This is a genomic window from Amycolatopsis sp. CA-128772 (genome assembly GCF_002904295.1).
GTDB lineage: Bacteria > Actinomycetota > Actinomycetes > Mycobacteriales > Pseudonocardiaceae > Amycolatopsis.
Genome location: NZ_PPHG01000115.1, coordinates 1 through 17,308 on the forward strand (window position 1 = coordinate 1; position 17,308 = coordinate 17,308).

The 17,308-nt window shown below is 69.8% G+C and carries 17 protein-coding genes; 4 read left to right on the forward strand and 13 right to left on the reverse strand.

Features of this window, described 5'->3' with window-relative positions:
• Together C2L59_RS46460 and C2L59_RS46465 are read left to right on the forward strand one after the other, a co-directional pair.
• The coding region (locus C2L59_RS46460) for a ferritin-like domain-containing protein (protein WP_103355970.1) at positions 1-726 on the forward strand (726 nt) is incomplete at its 5' end.
• 75 nt (positions 727-801) lie between these two features.
• On the forward strand, positions 802-1,146 hold the full coding sequence (locus C2L59_RS46465; RefSeq protein WP_103355971.1) for a twin-arginine translocase subunit TatB: 345 nt from the start codon (positions 802-804) through the stop codon (positions 1,144-1,146).
• A 125-nt stretch (positions 1,147-1,271) separates the two neighbouring features.
• Here C2L59_RS46465 and C2L59_RS46470 read toward each other — a convergent pair whose 3' ends face one another.
• The 8 genes from C2L59_RS46470 to C2L59_RS46510 all read right to left on the reverse strand — a co-directional run bounded on the left by C2L59_RS46470 (position 1,272) and on the right by C2L59_RS46510 (position 9,474).
• Positions 1,272-1,964 carry a bifunctional 2-polyprenyl-6-hydroxyphenol methylase/3-demethylubiquinol 3-O-methyltransferase UbiG gene (locus tag C2L59_RS46470; protein ID WP_233224097.1) on the reverse strand — a complete coding sequence of 231 codons (693 nt, stop codon included), beginning with the start codon at positions 1,962-1,964 and terminating at the stop codon, positions 1,272-1,274.
• A complete protein-coding gene (locus C2L59_RS46475) occupies positions 1,961-2,626 on the reverse strand; it encodes a DUF2064 domain-containing protein (RefSeq protein ID WP_103355972.1) in 666 nt (221 codons plus the stop codon). The genes C2L59_RS46470 and C2L59_RS46475 overlap by 4 nt, the downstream gene beginning before the upstream one ends.
• Positions 2,623-3,282: a glycosyltransferase family 2 protein gene (locus C2L59_RS46480; protein ID WP_103355973.1), complete on the reverse strand. Its 660-nt coding sequence runs from the start codon at positions 3,280-3,282 to the stop codon at positions 2,623-2,625. Before C2L59_RS46480 ends, C2L59_RS46475 begins: the two co-directional genes overlap by 4 nt.
• A 1,196-nt stretch (positions 3,283-4,478) precedes the next feature.
• Positions 4,479-5,747 (reverse strand): cyclopropane-fatty-acyl-phospholipid synthase family protein, encoded by a 1,269-nt coding sequence (locus C2L59_RS46490; protein ID WP_103355974.1) that lies wholly within the window; start codon positions 5,745-5,747, stop codon positions 4,479-4,481.
• 184 nt (positions 5,748-5,931) lie between these two features.
• The gene (locus C2L59_RS46495; RefSeq protein ID WP_103355983.1) at positions 5,932-7,200 is read right to left on the reverse strand and encodes an NAD(P)/FAD-dependent oxidoreductase; all 1,269 of its coding nucleotides are present in this window, start codon (positions 7,198-7,200) and stop codon (positions 5,932-5,934) included.
• A 177-nt stretch (positions 7,201-7,377) separates the two neighbouring features.
• Positions 7,378-8,076, reverse strand: coding sequence for a class F sortase (locus C2L59_RS46500; RefSeq protein ID WP_103355975.1), 699 nt, complete (start codon positions 8,074-8,076; stop codon positions 7,378-7,380).
• Positions 8,069-8,833: a ferritin-like domain-containing protein gene (locus C2L59_RS46505; protein ID WP_199199816.1), complete on the reverse strand. Its 765-nt coding sequence runs from the start codon at positions 8,831-8,833 to the stop codon at positions 8,069-8,071. The genes C2L59_RS46500 and C2L59_RS46505 overlap by 8 nt, the downstream gene beginning before the upstream one ends.
• Positions 8,834-8,859: 26 nt before the next feature.
• Entirely contained in the window at positions 8,860-9,474 is a 615-nt protein-coding gene (locus C2L59_RS46510; RefSeq protein ID WP_199199818.1) for a ferritin-like domain-containing protein, read from the reverse strand.
• Between the two features lie 433 nt (positions 9,475-9,907).
• On the opposite strand from C2L59_RS46510, the gene C2L59_RS46515 reads away from it, so the two are divergent.
• Positions 9,908-10,438, forward strand: coding sequence for a sigma-70 family RNA polymerase sigma factor (locus tag C2L59_RS46515; protein WP_103355977.1), 531 nt, complete (start codon positions 9,908-9,910; stop codon positions 10,436-10,438).
• 6 nt (positions 10,439-10,444) lie between these two features.
• On the opposite strand, the gene C2L59_RS46520 is transcribed toward C2L59_RS46515, so the two are convergent.
• The 4 genes from C2L59_RS46520 to C2L59_RS46535 form a co-directional block, all read right to left on the reverse strand.
• Entirely contained in the window at positions 10,445-10,774 is a 330-nt protein-coding gene (locus tag C2L59_RS46520; protein WP_233224098.1) for a hypothetical protein, read from the reverse strand.
• Positions 10,771-12,267, reverse strand: a complete 1,497-nt coding sequence (locus C2L59_RS46525) for a nickel/cobalt transporter (protein WP_103355979.1) — start codon at positions 12,265-12,267, stop codon at positions 10,771-10,773. Before C2L59_RS46525 ends, C2L59_RS46520 begins: the two co-directional genes overlap by 4 nt.
• On the reverse strand, positions 12,264-13,577 hold the full coding sequence (locus C2L59_RS46530; RefSeq protein WP_103355980.1) for a lipopolysaccharide assembly protein LapB: 1,314 nt from the start codon (positions 13,575-13,577) through the stop codon (positions 12,264-12,266). Before C2L59_RS46530 ends, C2L59_RS46525 begins: the two co-directional genes overlap by 4 nt.
• A gap of 63 nt (positions 13,578-13,640) precedes the next feature.
• On the reverse strand, positions 13,641-15,251 hold the full coding sequence (locus C2L59_RS46535; protein ID WP_103355981.1) for a DUF4331 domain-containing protein: 1,611 nt from the start codon (positions 15,249-15,251) through the stop codon (positions 13,641-13,643).
• A 301-nt stretch (positions 15,252-15,552) separates the two neighbouring features.
• On the opposite strand from C2L59_RS46535, the gene C2L59_RS46540 reads away from it, so the two are divergent.
• Entirely contained in the window at positions 15,553-16,668 is a 1,116-nt protein-coding gene (locus C2L59_RS46540; RefSeq protein WP_199199820.1) for a HoxN/HupN/NixA family nickel/cobalt transporter, read from the forward strand.
• 151 nt (positions 16,669-16,819) lie between these two features.
• Here the strand turns inward: C2L59_RS46540 and C2L59_RS46545 are convergent.
• A partial coding sequence (locus C2L59_RS46545) for a fasciclin domain-containing protein (RefSeq protein WP_103349922.1) occupies positions 16,820-17,308 on the reverse strand: 489 nt, incomplete at its 5' end.

Genomic DNA, 17,308 nt, shown 5'->3' on the forward strand with positions numbered 1-17,308 from the left:
TACCTCGAAGCCGAGTTCTACCTGCACGCCGTCACCGGCCGCGGCCTCGCCGACGCCATGACCACCGGCACCGGCACCCGCGGCGGCGTGACCGGCGGCCGCGCGGTCCGCTTCGAAACCAAGGCCGCCCGCCAGTACGCCCAGGAAATCGCGGCCGACGAGAAGGCCCACGTCCAGTTCCTGCGCTCGGCGCTCGGCTCGGCCGCCGTCAGCCGCCCGGCGATCGACCTGCAGTCCAGCTTCACCGCCGCCGCCCAAGCCGCCGGCCTGGTCAAGCCGGGCCGCAGCTTCGACGCCTTCGCCTGCGAGGAAAACTTCCTGCTCGCCGCCTTCCTGTTCGAAGACGTCGGCGTCACCGCCTACAAGGGTGCCGCCCCGCTGATCACCAACAAGACCTACCTCGAAGCCGCGGCCGGCATCCTCGCCGTCGAGGCCTACCACGCCGGCAACATCCGCAGCGCCCTCTACCAGCGCGGCGACGGCAAGGCCACGGTCAAGCTGTCCAACGCCCGCGACAGCCTCGACGGCCCCGCCGACGACGACCAGGGCGTCATCGACGGCCACGGCAACGCCAACATCGTCCCCACCGACGCCAACGGCATCGCCTACAGCCGCTCCCCCGGCCAGGTCCTCAACATCGTCTACCTGACCAACAAAGCCGCCACCTCCGGCGGCTTCTTCCCCAAGGGCGTCAACGGCGAAGTCAACACCAGCGCCGCCCACTGACCCCACCGCGAACCGGGGCCGGGTCCCGTCGGGGGACCCGGCCCCGCCCCGCCGACGACCGGGAAGGACGGCCCGATGTTCGGACTCAGCGCAGAACACCTGCTTGTGCTGCTCGTGGCCGCGTTGTTCATCATCGGCCCCGAGCGGCTGCCCGGCGCCATCGCGACCGCCCGCAAAGCCATCACCCGCGCCAAGGACGCGCTCAGCGCGACGCAGCAGCAGATCACCGGCGAAGTCGGCCCCGAGTTCGAGCAGCTGCGCAAACCCCTGCAAGAACTCAACCGGCTACGCGGTATCGACCCACGCGTGACGTTGACCCGTTTCGTGCTCGACCCGCCACCGCCCACCGGCCCCCCGCCTGCCCGGCCACCGGAGCCGCCGCGAGCCGGCCACACCAATGTCGACATGGAAGCCACCTGAACCCCGTCGAAAGCAACTACCGGTAACCGCCGGCCGCCTGACGAACTCCACGAACCGGGGCGCCGCCCAGCCGGACCAGCCGTTCCCGGTCCGTTCCCGTCGGCGTCGCCGCGGTGATCGGCGCGTCACCACCGCCCTCCGGTCATCGGCGCGGGTGGCGCGGCGGCGCGCAGACGGGCGAAGAACCGGCCGTGGCCGTGGTAGGTTTCGCGCACGTCGAGCCCGGCAGCCGCGACGAGACCGGCCAGTGCGGTCAGGCCGAGGGTCGCCCACGGGAACCACTCACCGATCTGGCTGCCGTGGCGGTCGCGAAGGCGGGCGTTGCCGCGCCACTGCTCGGATCCGCTCGTGGCCGTTTCCACGATCACCTCGCCTCCCGGCCGCAACAGGACGTGCGCGCGGCGCAGCAACCGGGCGGGGTCGCCCCCGATCCCGATGTTGCCGTCGGCGAGCAGCACCGTGCGCCAGCGGCCCTCGCCGGGCAGGTCGTCGAACACGTCGCCCCGCACCGCCGGCGCGCCCCGGGCACGGCAGTGGCGGAGGGCGACGGCGGAGGTGTCCGCGCCCAGCGCTGGTACTCCGCGGCGAGCCAGTGCGGCGACCAGCCGGCCGGGTCCGCAGCCAAGATCGAGGGTGCGGCCCCGGCAACGGTCGAGCATCCACCGATCGTCCCCGGCCGCGGGCCGGCGCCAGCGTGCGGTGTGCAGCGGCAGCACCCGCCGGTCATCCAGTTGCAGATCCGTGGCCTGCCCGGTCAGGGCCGGGGCGAAGTCCTCGCCGGGGTGCCGGCGTGGCTGGCGCAGTCCGGGTGCGCTCACCGGATGAGCTCCACGGCGGCGGCGAACCTCGAACCGGGTACCGTCGAGGCCACGGCGCGCGCGACCGGCATCGTGTCCACATCGGCCAGCCCGGGAGCCGCGGCTATTCGCAGCCCGTGCTCGGCCAGTGCAAGCCGTGTCCGGGCGCCGGTGTCCGGCCGCGAGGTGGGCACGGCCGCGATCGCGGCCGCATGCCGGGGGTCGCGCAGTCCCAGCAGCCACCAGCCGCCGTCCTCGGCGAGGCCGAGAACAGCGTCGGTGCCGGGCTCCAGCAGACGGTCACGACACCCTTGGAGCAGGTGCGCGCTGACTTGCGGAGTGTCCATGCCGATCTGCAGCACCGGGTAGCCCGGATACAGCTGCGCGGTGTCGGCGTGCGCGGCGGCGATCCGGTCCCCGAGCGAGGATCCCCGTTGACCGATCACGGGAATATGGTGGAAGGGGCGGCCGAGTTCGGAGGCGGACTCGCCGGCGTCGACGTCCCCTGCGAGCGCAACCACCGGCCGTGCCCCCGGCATCGCCGCCGCGGCGTCGAGGGTGTCCAGCAGCGCGGCGGCCGCGACGCGGGCGGCTTGGCGTGGGGTCGCCGGTGGGCACAGCCGGGTCTTGACCCGGCCGGGCTGCGGTGCCTTGGCCAGGACGAGCACGATGACCGGGGTCATCCGCGGACCGCCACGGCCGCCATGTCGAGCGCGGCCCGGACGGTCCCCCGCACCGAACCCGACACCTTCGACCGGCCGCCGGCGCGCGCCCGGTAGGCGACGTCGAGTTCGCTGATCCGCCACCCGGCCCGGGTGGCCCGCAGCAGCAGTTCGAGCGGATAGCCGAACCCGCGGTCACGCACGCCCAACGCGAGCAGTGCATCGCGCCGCGCGACCCGGATGGCCGCGATGTCGTGCACCGGCGTGTCACGGCGACGCAGCAGCGCTGCCACCATCGCGTTGGCCGCGCGCGCGTGCCAGGGCTGCACACCGCGGCCCACCGGCCGCCGGCGTCCCACGGCGAGGTCCGCCGTGCCCGCGGCGACACAACGCAGCAGCACCGGCAGCACGGCCGGATCCAGCGACCCGTCGGCGTCGAGGACCGCCACGTACTCGTGTTCGGCGTGGTCGAGCCCGGCGTGCACTGCCGCTCCGTAACCGCGCCGCGGTTCGACTACCACCCGGGCCCCATGGGTCCGAGCCACCGTGGCCGTCGCGTCGGTCGAGCCGTTGTCCACCACCAGCGGGTGACACCCCGGTGGCAGCGCCGCCAGCACACCCGGCAACGTGACCGCTTCGTTCAAGCACGGCAAGATGACATCCAGCTCCGCCTCCATATCCGGAATTCGGAGCTCCCTCCCGAGCGGACGGGGTGAATCACCTGAAAAAAATTCGCAGGTTTCACCGGTTGTTCAGCGGGAAATCGTGGCGTATTTCGTGCTCGGCAGCTACCAGGGACCGCATCGCGCAGGTGAGAAGCCGGTGCACCTGCCGCGGGGTCCATGCGCGGTCGGCGGCGATTCGGCCACGGTGCGGCCGACGAGGGTTCGCGCAGCGCGCGCCGCTGCCGAGGGGAGAGGTGCGCCAAGGTGTCGGCGAGCAGGGCACCGGCGACCGCGTCGTCCAGGCGCTTGGTATCAGTGGCCAGGCTCAACGCCGACCGCACCTTCCGGGCCAGGGATGCGGGAGGCTCGAGTCCCGTCGCCGGCAGCCGCGTGTCGGTGCCGGTGGCCGGGTCGACGGCGACAGCGTCGGACTGGCGAACGGTGGGGATGCCTACGTCACCGGAACCACCGACGGCACCGTCGAGATCATTCCCGCCGGGAACCGGTAGGCGTGCCTGAAGCGAACCGCGACACGCCAGCACGGCCGGAAACCGCGGCCGGTCAACCGGGTTACGGGTTTCCCCCGGCCTGTGGCGGCTGCCGGCACGGCATCGGCCCGGCGCCCCACTCGCCCCACGGGCGTGGCGCGGCCCGCTGCTCGGCCGTGGCTGACCGCCGTCTTCGAGGCGGTCCTGCTGGCCGGGCCCCCGATCCTGATCATCACCGAGTCGCTGTCGTATTCCGCCTACAACCCTCAGTTCAGCAAGCCTTTCCGGCTGACGTCGGGTGGCTGCGGCTGCCCGCGTACACCTGGCGGTCAGCCCGTCGCGGTTGTACCGGCTGACCCAAGGGCTGCACGTCGGCCTCGGCCTGGTGCTGATCCCGTGGTGCCGGCGAAACGGTGGTCGGTCGTGCCCAGACTGTTCAGTTGGCCGCCGGACCGGTCGGTGGAGCAGGTTCTGGAACTGACCGATGTTTTCGTCCTGGTCGACTGAACTGGCGCGGCAGCAAGAGAGAACGGCCCTGCATCGCGTTTCGGCTCACCCTGTCGGAGGGTCAAGTTCGGCCGAGGCGGCGTGCGGGGGCCTCGATCGGCGGCGCTGCCAGTAGTCCGAAGCCCGCGGGATGTTCGGCGACGAGTTGGGCTGCTCTGGTCCGGGCCCCGCTTGACTGCGCACCGGGGGAAACCCCACCGGGTGTCGCTGGGGTCAGCGGTGGTGTTTGGTCAGGCCGAACTGGATTGCGTTCAGATAGCCCGATCCGAAGCCGGCCTCGCAATAGGCGAGGTAGAACTCCCACATGCGGCGGAAGGTGTCGTCGAAACCCGCTGTGGCGAGCTGGGGCCAGTTGTCCAGGAAGCGGGTGCGCCAGTGGTGGAGGGTTCGGGCGTAGTCGGGGCCGAGGACCCTGCGCTCGGTGACGGCAAGTGTTGTGTGGCGTTGAACCGCGTCCTGGATCGCGGGCACGGAGAGCAGTTGACCGCCGGGGAAGATGTACTTGTGGATCCAGGTGTAGGCGCGGCGCGTGGCCAGCAGCCGGTCGTGGGGCATGGTGATCGCCTGCAGCCCGATCCGGCCGCCCGGCTTGAGGACGCGATCCAGGGTCTTGAAATAATCCGGCCAGTAGTCGGCGCCGACAGCTTCGATCATCTCCACGGACACGACGGCGTCGTAGCTGCCGTTGGCTTCGCGGTAGTCCCGCAGCAGCACCCGTACGCGGCCGGAGAGTCCGGCTCGTGCGATGCGCTGTTCGGCGAGATGCTTCTGCTCGGCGGAGATGGTGAGCGTGGTGACCTGCGCGCCTCGCCGGGCGGCGCGAATCGCCAACGCGCCCCACCCGGTGCCGATCTCGAGCAGGTGACTGCCGGAACGGACGCCGGCGAGGTCGAGCACACCGTCGATCTTGCGCAGCTGGGCGGCGTGCAGATCGTCGCTGCCGGGGGCGAACCAGGCTGACGAGTAGGTCATCGACTCGTCGAGGAAGGCGGCGAACAGGTCGTTGGACAGGTCGTAGTGGCGGTGGATGTTCGCTCGCGCCCCCTCGACGGTGTTGCGCTCGTGCGCGGGTTGCCGCGCATCCACCCACCGGCGGAACACCTGCAATGGCCGGGGCACCAGTTCCGCCATGCGGGCCGCGAACGGAGTCAGCAAGGCAGCGGGGTCGTTGCTGGTCCAGTCGCCGGCCATGTAGGCCTCACCGAAGCCGATCTTGGCGTCAGCGCCGAGCCGCCGGAAGAACGTGGCCGGGCGCACGATGCGCATGACGGGCGAGCCAAGACCGCCGGCTCCGAGCCGCTCCCCGCCGGGCAGGACCACTCGCACCGGCAACGTTCGCACGGCGTGGCGAAACACCAGCCGTGCCGCGGAGGCACGGGCGGTGGAGCACCGCGGCGCGTCCAAGGCCGAACACCGGTCCGGATCGCCGCCGGGCGTGGTGGAAACGCCGGTACCCGACCGGTGGGTAGGCGAAGCGGACATTCTGATTCCTTCCTGAAGCGCATGGGAGCGCGGGGACAATGGGCAGTCGACGCGCAGTCACAAGGTGACGCGGTGGCGGCGGATCAACCCGCTGAGCCGATGGGTGGCAGGGATCGTCAAGGCTTGGTCCAGCGGCGTCTGCGAGGTGGCGGCGCCGCACAGCGCAGGTGCGCTCATCGCCTGCCTACCAGTCCACGCCGAGCGCCGCGGCGGCTCGTACTCCCGAGGCGCAGCCGTCCTCGTGGAAGCCCCAACCGTGATAGGCGCCGGCGAACGCGGTCGGTCCGGCATTCAACCGCGGCAGGTGACGCTGCGCGGCTACCGACTCGGGGGTGTAGACCGGGTGTTCGTACCGCATCCGGGCGAGCACCGACGGCGACGCGATCCGGTCGGTGGCGTTGAGCGTGACCAGGTAGTCCTCGGGTTCGGCCAGCCCCATGAGCCGGTTCATGTGGTAGCTGACCAGCACCGGGGCACCATCGGAACGGCAGTGCGGCTTGAGGTAGTTCCATGACGCGCGGGCACGCGGCGAGCGGGGCAGCAGGGACGCATCGGTGTGCAACCACGTCTCGTTGCGCGAGTAGCGGAATGCGCCCAGCACCTCACGCTCGTCGGAGGTCGGATCGGCCAGCATCGCGAGCGCCTGGTCGGGATGGGTGGCGATGACGACCTTGTCGACCCGGTGGAGCTCGTCGCCGTCGTCGCGGACCTCCACCTCATGCGCGGTGCGCGTGACCGCGCGGACCGGTGTGGACAGGTGAACTGCGGTCAGCTGCTTGGCCGCACGGTTCACGTACGCGCGTGAGCCGCCCTCTACCGTCTTCCACAGTGGTGAGCCGGTGAGCGACAGCAAGCCGTGGTTGTGGAGGAACTCGAACAGGTACCGGGCCGGGTACCGCAGGCTGATGGCCTGGTCGGCCGACCACACTGCCGACACCATCGGCACGACGAAGTGATCCACGAAGAACCGGGTGTAGCCGCCGATGGCCAGGAACGCGCCGAGCGTGACGTCAGCGGCGGCCGGGACCTCGAGCATCCGCTGGGCGTGCCGATGGAACCGGGTGACCTCGGCGAGCATCCGCAGGTACGGTGCGCGCATGACATTGGCCGGCTGGGCGAACAGCCCGCCGAACCCTTTGGCGCCCGCGTACTCCAGACCGCAGCCCTCACAGCGCACGCTCGTCGACATCTCCGTACCGCGGGTGCGCACGCCCAGTTCGGCGAAGAGCCGCAGCAGGTTCGGGTAGGTGCGTTCGTTGTGGACGATGAAGCCGCTGTCGATCGCGACCGTTCCACCATCGCCGGGCACGACGTCGTGGGTGTGGGCGTGCCCGCCGAGCCGGGGCTCGGCCTCGAACAGCAGCACGTCGTAACGGCGTTGCAACAAGTAGGCGGCGGTGAGGCCCGCGACTCCGGCACCGATCACGGCGACGCGCGGGGAGGTGGTCGTCATCGGGTTTCTCTGATCGGACACGTTCACCATTCGGCGCCCACCATCCCGCAGGCAGTCCATGTGACCGGCATCACTTACCGAGGCCGAACCCGGGCGGCGCCCACCGCCCAAGCCCACTCTCCGTACGTCGGCGAGGCGTCGGGCGTGCTTCCGGAGAGTGCTCGAAGGTTGCCTGGCTCAGGTTGTTGCGGTGAGGTGCGCGTAGACCACGATGTTGTCCAGGTAGCTGCGCGCGGTCCGGTCGAATTCACCGCCGCAGGTGACCAGCCGCAGCCCGGCGTATTCCACCGCGCCGTAAACGTCGTTCGCCGGGAACCGGGTCTTCGGGTACTGCCGCTTGGCGTCGACGGCGAACGTCGCCGTCTTGCCGTCGTCCCGCAGGACGTCGATCCGGTCGCCCGGGCCCAGCTTCGAAAGCCGGTAGAACACCGCCGGGCCGCGGTAGGAGTCGATGTGCCCGAGGATGACCGACGCACCGGCTTCACCAGGCGTCGGTCCCTTGTCGTACCACCCGGCCTTGCTGAAGTCCTTCGGGGACTCGACCGTCCGATCGGCATTGAGCCCCAGGGACAGCAATGAGCTGCTCACCCCGATGCTCGGTACCCGGAGGGACACGGGCGCGGACCGGGACAGCGGGACCGGCGACCGGGAAACCGGCGGGACGGTGGTCGTCGGGTCCGAGGTCGTCACCGCGGTCGTCGGCCCCGGAATGCTGCCGACCGAAGCAACGGGATCCGGACCGGACGTGCGCGTGACGCCGGCCCAAATCAGGCCGCCGCCGGCCAGGGTCAGCACCACGGTGAGCGCGAGGAGGTGCCGGCGGGCGTTGCGGTGACGCCCACCGGCTCCGGCTTTCACGGGGTCCGCGTCAGGCATCGGTTCCTTCGCCGGTGTCGGCGCGGCGATGGCGGCCCACCGCGATCGCGGTCGCCGCCGCGCCGGCGACCAGCACGGCGCCGGTCGCGGTGAGGGTGACGCCGGTCGTGCCGTTGCTCGACCCGCCCGCTCCCATGTCCGGCGCACCGGCCGGGACGGTGGGAGTGGCGACCAGGAACGGGGCGACGGCGGCCAGGACGGTGGCCTTGTCCTTCGGGGTCTCGGTGTTGCCCATGAAGACCCCGCCCTTGGCGGGCAGGCCGAGCAGGTTCCCGACAACCGCCGCGTGCCGTGCTTCGACACCGAAGATCCCCGCCGCGGCTTGCAGGATGGTCTTGTCTCTGATGAATCCGGCCGCGCCGAGGTAGGCGCCGACCCCGACGTTCTCGAAAGTGTGGCTCGTGGTCAGAAAGCTCATGCGGTTGTCGAACGCGCCGCCGAACTTCACCATCGGCGCCTCGACCGGGGTACCGCCCAGCTTCTTGATCGTCGCGGTGAGGGTCGTGACGTGTGACTCCTCGTCGGTCTGGATCTTCTTGAGGTAGTCCGCTTCGGCCCCCGAAAGAGAGACGGCTTTGTTGCCCTGCACGTAGAAAGCCGACTCGAGGTACTCCAGCGTCAACGCGTAGTTGAGGACGTCGAGGTCACTCCGGAAATCGCCGCTCTGGGCCAGCGCCCAACGGTGGTTGAGCGCACCGAGCGCCAGCTGAGGCGACACCTCGGTCGCTTGCCCGTGGATGAGATCACGCCTGTTCATGGACTTTTCCTTACGAGGTCGGGAAGTCAGGAGAGGAACGGCTTGACGATGGCGAGGACTTCGTCCTTCGTCCGCTGCTTCTCGATGGGCGCGGGGAACGGCGCCCCGCCCATCAGCGAGGCCAGCACAGCCGCGTGCCGCGACTCCACACCGGCGATGGACGCGCCCGCCTTCAGCACGTCGGCGCTTTTGATCAGCCCGACCTGACCGTGGTAGGCCGTCACCCCGACTTCTTCGAACGTCGACGCCGACCTGAGGAAGCCCGCCTTGTCGGCGAACGTCTTGGGCGGGTACTTGATCGCCGGCTTGGCGACCGGAGTGCCGCCGAGCTGTTTGATCAAGGCCGTGACCGCCGTGACGTGCGCGCTCTCGTGGTCGGCGATCTCCGTGATCAGCTCGAGCTCGCGCCCGCTGACGAGGCTCTTCGTCAGCCCCATGGCGTAGAAATCCGACTCCAGGTACTCGAGCGTCAACGCGTAGTTGAGGATCTCGAGATCTCCCGCGTCACCCGCCGCCGGTGCGGCGATCGCCGAGGCCGCCACCGACCCGAGCCCGCCGGCGACCAGTGTCGCACCGACCCCGACCAGACCCGCCATCCGCAGGAAGGCCCTGCGGTCGCTCTCCTTCGCGATACCCAGCACCGGCTCGCCACCGAAGACCCTGTCATTCCTGGACGATCGCATTCGACCTCACGCTCTCTGCGCTCTGCACGCGGCCGGGCCGGGCAGGCTCGTTGGTGAAGATCCAGCCGGATCACCCGGGAAACCGGTGTCCGCCGACGAACACAATTCGGAGGCACGTCCGATCGGGTTCGAGCGGCGACGATGTCCAACGGCCCCCGCCTTCGGCGGCTCGGCTCGGCCACTGCCGCGACCTGCGGTGACGTCGACGAAAGGGAAGAACTCGGGATATGACCGCGCCCGGAAATCACTCCGGTGGCCTAACGGCCGCGGTTCTGCCGGACCAAGCTCGGCACAGCAGTGCCACGAACGTTCTGTGAAGAGGCAGCCCAGCCCCCATTGCTGAAATGCGTTCACGTTTTCGTCGTCGGACTGCCGAGGCTGGAACGGAGCCATGGAAGAACTACTCGAGCGGGTGGCCGCCGGGGACCGGTCTGCCTTCGAGCTGTTGTACCGCGAGTTCTTCGGCCTCGTCTTCCACACCGTGTTCGCGGTCGTGCAAGACCACGCGCAGTCCGAAGAAGTCGCTCAAGAGACCTTTCTCGAACTCTGGGCGACGGCTGCGCGGTTCAACGGGACACAGGGCACCGGAGCGCGCTGGGTCACGATGATCGCGCGCCGGAGAGCTGTCGACCGGGTACGGGCGGCGCAAGCGGCACGGGAGCGCGACACGTTGATCGCGCGTCAGGCGTTGATCCCGACTGAGCCCGATCCCAGCGAACTCGTGCTGAGCGGAGTCGAGGTCCGGCAGATCCGGGACGCACTGGCACAACTGACGCCGGAACAACGCGCTTTACTGACGCAGGCCTACGTCGATGGCGTGCACTACAGAGAAATCGCCGCGACCCTGGGTATCCCGGTCAACACCGTGAAATCGAGGGTACGAGTGGCCGCGACCAAACTCCGGGGCCTGCTCCAGCGCTGAACGTCGTCAACCCAGGATGCCCGCGACGTTCGCGCGCTCCGCCCCGAGGCTGACGTACACCCCGGCCCACGCCCGGTCCGCGTCGGACGGCGCGGCGCGGTCGCAGTATGCCTTGCGTCCGTTGGCGGTGTAGTACCGAAGCAGCGGCAGGGTCTCGTCCGTCCGGACCTGTGCCGGATCGAGGTAGCGGGCGCCCGGCCCGGCCGGCTGGTGCTTCATGCAGCTGACCGGCCGGTTGCCCTCGTTGTCGAAGACCGGCCCGGGATCGGGCGGGGCCGAGCACCCGGCGACGAGCAGGCAGCAGACGATGAGAACGGAGAGCACGCGCATCGTCATCCGTTTCCGGTCGCGGCGCGAACGGCCAGGCCGAGCCCGACCACCAGCACCAAGGTCGCGGTGAGTACCGGCATCCAGCCGGACAGCCTGGCCGCTCGGGCACGCAGCCGGTCCATGCGGCGCATCGTTTCCAGCCGGTCGCGCAGCCGGACCAGGAGCAGTCCGACGGCGGTTAGTGTCGCGGCCATGCCGAATCCGTAGCCGAGAACCAGCAGGACGCCGAACCAGGTGCGGCCGAGCGCGACCGCGCCCAGCAGGACGACGAGCGCAGACGGGCTGGGGACCAGGCCACCGGCGACACCCATCCCGATCAACCCGCCACGCCCGAAACCGCGTCCATGCCCGTGGCCGTGCCTGTGTCCATGCCCATGCCCATGCCCGTGCCCGTGACCGCGCACATGAGCGTCGGCGACGGCTCCGGCGGTGACCAGTGCCGGAGCCTCATGGACGTGCTTCGCGCGGTTGAGCACCGCGGACACCAGCAGCCAGCCGCCAATGCCGGTCACCAGCAGCCCACTCACCACCCCGAGCCAGCTGAGCACGCTCTCCCCCGCCAGGGCACTCGATCCGCTGATGAGCAGCCCCAGCACCAGCACCCCGGCAGTGTGGGTCACCGTCACCGTGGCACCGACGACCAGAGCGTCGCGCGTCGAACCGCGCTTACCCGCGAGATAGGCGGCGATCAGCGTCTTGCCGTGCCCGGGCAGCGCGGCATGGGAAGCGCCCAGGACCAGCGACAGCAGCACGGCGAGCACCCCGACCGCCGGCGTCAGGTCGTCGGCGCCGACCAGGTCGGTGAACGTCCGGGTGACCGTGCCGACCACCGCGTCCAGGGGGCCGAGGTGCGGAGCGACGTCGGCGGTGGCGCCGCCGCCGATGCCGGGCTCGACGCGCAGAGTGGCTTCGCGGACGTCGAGCGGGTTGGCCAGCAGGTCGTCGGGGTAGGCGCGCAGTTGGTTGCTGACACTGCGGGCCGGCAACCCGTCGGCCGGGAGGCGGACACCGTCGCCGACCGCGGTCATCTCGCGCCAGCCGATCCGGTCGGTGCGGAAGTCGTCGCGGATAGCCAGGGACGCGGCCCGGTCCAGCCGGGCGGGAGCCGACATCGTGCAGGTGAGCCTGCTCGTCGGAAGCCCCGCCTGGCCCGGCGGGAACTCGAGGGTGCTGGAGCGCAGCGTCAGCGGCACGAGCCGGCCATCGATCGTGACGGGAGTGGCCGACATCAAGGCCGCGCAGTCGCCGGCGGCCCGGGCGCCGGCCTCCGCGGCGCTGACCACGCCGTCGTGGTCGGTGTCGATGACCGGCTTGTCCTGGACCGTCGGGATCTCCGCACTGTCTACGACGGACAGGAGTTCCAGCCCGCCAGGGCGCAGCGTCAGGCCGTCGTAGTGGTTCACCGTGAAGTTCCCGAGTGGATGCGCTTCCGCGGCGCCCGGGGTGGCGAGCATGGCGATCGCCAGCAGCCCGAACAGGATGGCCACGAGCCGTTTCATCGCGCCGCCTTGAGCTGATCGAGCATGCGGCGCGCGTCAGGGGCGCCGAGCGGGGAAAAGTACGGATTGACCTCGATCGCCTCCGAGAGAGCCGCGACGGCGTCGGCTTTGCGGCCCAGAGCCGCGAGAGTCATGCCGCGGTGGTAGGCGAAGGCCGCGTTGCGTCCGCCAAGGGATGCGGCGCGGTCGAGGTAGGACAGCGCTTCGGCGTCACGCCCGTTGAGGTGCAGCGCCCAGCCGAGCGCGTCGGCGACGAGCACGTTCTGCCGACGTCCCCATTCGGCCTGTGCATGAACGAGCGCTCCGACCTCGTCGCCGCGGCTCGCGGCGACCCCGGAGGCGGTCAGATCGTCGGTGACGCCGGCCGCGGCGAAGAGCCGCTGCTGGCTGTCGAGCACCGCGAACTGCTGCTCGGCCTCGGGCCTGCGGCCGGCCGCGACCAGCAGGTCGGTGTATTCCTGCAGGTACTGCGGCAGCGGTACCCGGGCGACGACGGCCTGATAGCCGGCACGAGCTTCGTCGAGCTGTCCCCGCGCGGCGGCGACTTTGGCTTTGCCCTCCAGCAGCGAGACGTTCTGCGCGTCGACGGCCAGGCCTTGGTTGTACTCGGCCGCGGCGTCGTCGAGCTTGCCGGAGTTGAAAGCGAGCTCGCCGAGGTAGTAGCGGCAGAACGCGATGTCGCTGGGGCTGGTGGCGTCGGCGACCGCGCGGTGCAGGGCTGCCCGGGCGTCGTCGATCCGGCCGTGCAGCTCGAGGTCGTAGGAGGCGCGGGTGAAGGATGAGACAGCGGGCTTGTGGTCGAGCATCCGCTGGATCGTGTCGGTGGCCGCGTCGGCCTCGCCGAGCTGGGTCAGTGCATCGGCGAGGACGCCGTATGCCTCGGCCGTGCCGGGCACGGTCGCTGTCGCACGTTCGCCCCAGGTCTTCGCGGCGGCGAAGTCGTGCCGGGCGTTCGCCAGTGCACCCATGCCGATCAGGGCCGCGCCATTTCCGTCGGGCTGCTGCTGCAAGGACTTCTCCAGCGCGCCCTGGGCCTTGGGGTAGTAGGCGGGATCGGCGGTGATCCGGGCCTGTTCGACGTAGGCGGTGCCGAGCTGGGCCCAGGTGAGCGGGTCCTGCGGCGTCCGGCGGAGCTTGTCCTGGGCGACGACGATGCTGTGGGTGAGCGTGTCCTGCGCGACGGGAGCCGGGGCCGGGCCCGCGGAGGGCTCGGACTGCCCGGCCGACACGCTGGCGACGAGCACCACCGCGCCGGCGGCCAGGACCACGACGGCGAAAATCCGGCGTGACCGGGTGGAGCGTTCGGGCATTCGAGGACCTCACGGCCGGATGCCGGTGGCGGGTGCGGGCACCTGCCACCGGCATCAATGGACTTATTCGACCGCGGTCCCGGGCCGGCGGCGCAGCAGCCACACACCGGAACCCAGCAGGACCGCGGCGGCCAGGCCGCCGAGAGCGGGCTTGACCGGGAACGGTGTGCCGGTGGCGGGACCGGCGGCCGCACCTCCGGATGTGGCACCTCCGCCGACGGCCCCGCCCCCGCCGCCTGCGTTCACCGCGGAGTTGTGCGGCAGCGCGACGTACGGGAAGGCGTTGCCGAACGGCACGTCGTTGGCGTTCACCTTGTCCCCGGCCGCGAGTGCCGGGACGATGACGCCGGTCTGGGCAGCGCCTTCGAGCGCCTGGACCTCGATGTCGACGACGTCGTCGGTGAGCCGGCGTCCGTTCGGGAAGCCTTGGAGGTCACCGGCGAGGACGCCGAGCCGGTTCGGGTTCGCCGCGACCGGTACCGCGGTGTTGAGCCGCAGCATTTCCGAGGGGGTGAACTTCCTGGCATTGACGTCGGCGTTGTTCAGTTGCGAGTTGAGGTCCGCCTTGATCGGGCCACCGGCCTTGGTGGTGATGCCGGTCAGGAAGATCTCGGCCAGGTCGTTGCGCGGTGTCGCCGGCGCCGGGAGCCCGTAGATGGCCTGGATCAGCTTGGGCACCTCGGGCGAGGTCACGCGGTCGACCAGTTCCGGGACGTTGTGGTCCTGGTCCGGCGTGAGCCCGTTGAACCGGTCCTTGAGCCCGGCTGGTACCACGACCTCGTTGACCAGCGGGTTCCCCAGCCGGGAGACCTGGACGTACGGACCGGCCTGGGTGTCGCGGCCCGGGGTCTTGATGCTCAGCGACTGCCGTTCGGTGTCACTCCACACGCCGATCACCGGGTTGCGGGTCGCGTTGCCGTTCAACGTCAGCGCGGACTTCGGCACCTGCAGCGCGATGGTGTTGACGTTGTAGCCGCGCAGCGTGTCCTGCCCGACTTCCGAAAGGTTGCCGCCGTAGAGCAGGTCGAAGACCCGCAGGTCGAGAAAGAAGGAGTCGTCGGCCTGGCCGGCGAAGCTCTTGCCGCCACCGGGCAGGTTCGTCACGGCCTGGTCGCGCAACGCGCCGTAGTTGGGCATCGACGCAGGCCCCGTGTTCGACGGCGCGGTCTTGCCCGAGCGAACCAGGTTCTTCGACCGGCCGTACTTGTCGATGACGTCGAGGGTGTAGCTCTGGCGGAACAGCAGGTTCGGGTCGTCGAGCGAGGTGACCGGGCCGTTGTCGTAGAGGAAGGTCGACTTCCCGCGGCGGTCGTCGGTCTTGAACGTCCACCGGTAAGTCAGGTCGGGTTTGGCGTCCCCGTCGCTGTCGATGTTGATGTCGTAGTGGGCGTCGGTGGCCCAGGGGTAGAAGTTCGGGCCGCCGTTGGGTTCCTCGAACGGGTACCAGTTGGCGACCAGTGTGACGGTGTCCGGCTTGTCCGGACTGACGAAGGCATAGACGTCGGTGTTGTCGACCGGCGGGTCGCCGGCGATGAGCGGCGCCTCGCGGTGGCTCGACGCGGCGGCGAGATCGGATCCCAGGCCGATCAGCGCGCTCGTGAGCACCACGCTCCCCACCGCGAGCAGGGAGAGGCCCACACGCCGGGTCCGACGGGACGGGAGCAGTACTGACATGCAGCAGACCTTTCGCAGACGGCACCGTCACCGGCGCCGTTCCGGGTCGCTCCCGCCCGATGCGGGAACAGCCGCCGAGCCCATTTCCGGGCAAGCACCTACTCATTCGGAGACGTCTGTGATCCGGTTCACTGCCGGACGGGTGAATCTGCGGACGTTGCTTCCAGCCTGTTCATCTGTCTAGTGTCACCGGTATCCCTGCTCCACCGTGTCCGACTTCGAGGTGGCGATGAGCACAATTCCTAACACCATCCCCGGGCGCCGGAGCTGTTCCCGCCGCGATCGAGCGTCCATCGCGGGCATGGCCGCGGTCATCCTGACGCTCAACCTGCTCGGCTGGGGAGTTCTCGGACTGGTCGTCGTGCCGCACCACTACGCTTTGGGCACGAGTGGGGTGTTCGGCGTGGGTTTGGGCGTCACCGCCTTCACCCTCGGCATGCGCCACGCTTTCGACGCCGACCACATCGCTGCGATCGACAACGCCACCCGCAAACTCATCAGCGAGGGAAAGCAGCCTCTGTCGGTCGGGTTCTGGTTCTCCCTCGGCCATTCGACCGTCGTCTTCCTGTTGTGCCTGTTGCTTTCGCTCGGGATTCACGCGCTTGCCGGCCAGGTGACCGACGGTGGATCCGGCCTGCACCGGACGACGAGCCTGATCGGCATTTCGGTGTCCGGCGGCTTTCTGTACCTGGTCGGGATTTTGAACCTCGTGGTCCTGGCCGGCATCGTCCGCGTCTTCCACCGCATGGGCCGCGAGGATTTCGACGAAGCCGAACTGGAACGCCGGCTGCACAACCGGGGATTGCTGAACCGGGTCCTCGGCGGCGTCACCAAGGCGGTTCGCAAGCCGTGGCACATCTATCCCGTCGGTGTCCTCTTCGGCCTCGGCTTCGACACCGCGACAGAGATCAGCCTGCTGGTGCTCGCCGCCGGTGCCGCCGCGTTCACCCTTCCCTGGTACGCCATCCTGGTTCTGCCGGTCCTGTTCGCCGCCGGGATGACCCTGTTCGACGCGATCGATGGATGCTTCATGAACTTCGCCTATGCCTGGGCGTTCGCGAAACCCGTGCGCAGGATCTTCTACAACATCGTCATCACCGCCATGTCGGCCGCGGTCGCCCTGATCGTTGGCACGATAGAGTTACTGTCTCTGCTTGTCGACAAGCTGGGCATCGGCACCGGACCGCTGGCCGCCATCGCCCACGTCGACCTCGACCAGGTCGGCTTTCTCATCGTCGGGCTTTTCACGGTTACCTGGTTGATCGCCTCCGCCATCTGGCGCTTCGGGCACATCGAAGCGAAGTGGGGCGTAAGCAGCACGACGACGATGTCGCCGCCGGCTCTGGGCGGCGGCCCCGGGAAAGACAATCCAGCGGAGTCGACGGCCCTGAATGCCACAAACCGGTCATCGCCGTAACCGTGGAGTGAACCAGCTACGGCGATGACCGGCCGATGGCCGCATACCCGCATGGGAACGTGGCGCGACCCGGATCGAGGTGCACTGCGCGGAACGGAAGATCTGTCCACGGTGGCCTCGATCGGAGATCACCGTGGACAGATGTCGGGACTTACTTATTGGTGCCGGGGGTGAGGACCTTGTCGATGACGAACACGGTGGCGTTCTTGGTGGGGATGTTGCCGCACAGGATCTTGGCGCCGTTGACGGTCATGTTCTCGCCGGAGCCTTCGATCTTCAGCGGGCCCCCGGCGGTGTTGAGCGACTCCAGCGTGCCAGCGGCGGCGAGACCCTTGGCGTCGTAGCGCTTACCCACGACGTGGTACTGCAAGATCGGCGCCAGCTGATCGGGCTTGCCCGCCAGCTCGGCGAACTTCGCGTCACCCAACGCCGCGAACGCCGGGTCCGCCGGCGCGAACACCGTGATGGCCTGCTGACTGTTGAGCGTGTCAACCAGGTTGGTGGCCTTCACCGCCGCCACCAGCTTGGTCAGCAGCGGGTTCGTCGACGCGGCCGAAGCGACCGGCTGCGGCCCCATCGAATCCAGCGAGCCGGGCGCGGAACCCTGCGGCAGCTGCGAACACGCCGGACCGAACACATC

Excerpts from the sequence above, each read along its gene's own strand:
- C2L59_RS46515 (WP_103355977.1), top strand. The coding sequence starts at position 9,908 with ATGGAAGAACTACTCGAGCGGGTGGCCGCCGGGGACCGGTCTGCCTTC.
- C2L59_RS46505 (WP_199199816.1), bottom strand. The coding sequence starts at position 8,833 with ATGAACAGGCGTGATCTCATCCACGGGCAAGCGACCGAGGTGTCGCCT.
- C2L59_RS46475 (WP_103355972.1), bottom strand. The coding sequence starts at position 2,626 with ATGACCCCGGTCATCGTGCTCGTCCTGGCCAAGGCACCGCAGCCCGGC.
- C2L59_RS46465 (WP_103355971.1), top strand. The coding sequence starts at position 802 with ATGTTCGGACTCAGCGCAGAACACCTGCTTGTGCTGCTCGTGGCCGCG.
- C2L59_RS46530 (WP_103355980.1), bottom strand. The coding sequence starts at position 13,577 with ATGCCCGAACGCTCCACCCGGTCACGCCGGATTTTCGCCGTCGTGGTC.
- C2L59_RS46540 (WP_199199820.1), top strand. The coding sequence starts at position 15,553 with ATGGCCGCGGTCATCCTGACGCTCAACCTGCTCGGCTGGGGAGTTCTC.
- C2L59_RS46500 (WP_103355975.1), bottom strand. The coding sequence starts at position 8,076 with ATGCCTGACGCGGACCCCGTGAAAGCCGGAGCCGGTGGGCGTCACCGC.
- C2L59_RS46490 (WP_103355974.1), bottom strand. The coding sequence starts at position 5,747 with ATGTCCGCTTCGCCTACCCACCGGTCGGGTACCGGCGTTTCCACCACG.
- C2L59_RS46480 (WP_103355973.1), bottom strand. The coding sequence starts at position 3,282 with ATGGAGGCGGAGCTGGATGTCATCTTGCCGTGCTTGAACGAAGCGGTC.
- C2L59_RS46525 (WP_103355979.1), bottom strand. The coding sequence starts at position 12,267 with ATGAAACGGCTCGTGGCCATCCTGTTCGGGCTGCTGGCGATCGCCATG.
- C2L59_RS46495 (WP_103355983.1), bottom strand. The coding sequence starts at position 7,200 with ATGACGACCACCTCCCCGCGCGTCGCCGTGATCGGTGCCGGAGTCGCG.
- C2L59_RS46535 (WP_103355981.1), bottom strand. The coding sequence starts at position 15,251 with ATGTCAGTACTGCTCCCGTCCCGTCGGACCCGGCGTGTGGGCCTCTCC.
- C2L59_RS46520 (WP_233224098.1), bottom strand. The coding sequence starts at position 10,774 with ATGACGATGCGCGTGCTCTCCGTTCTCATCGTCTGCTGCCTGCTCGTC.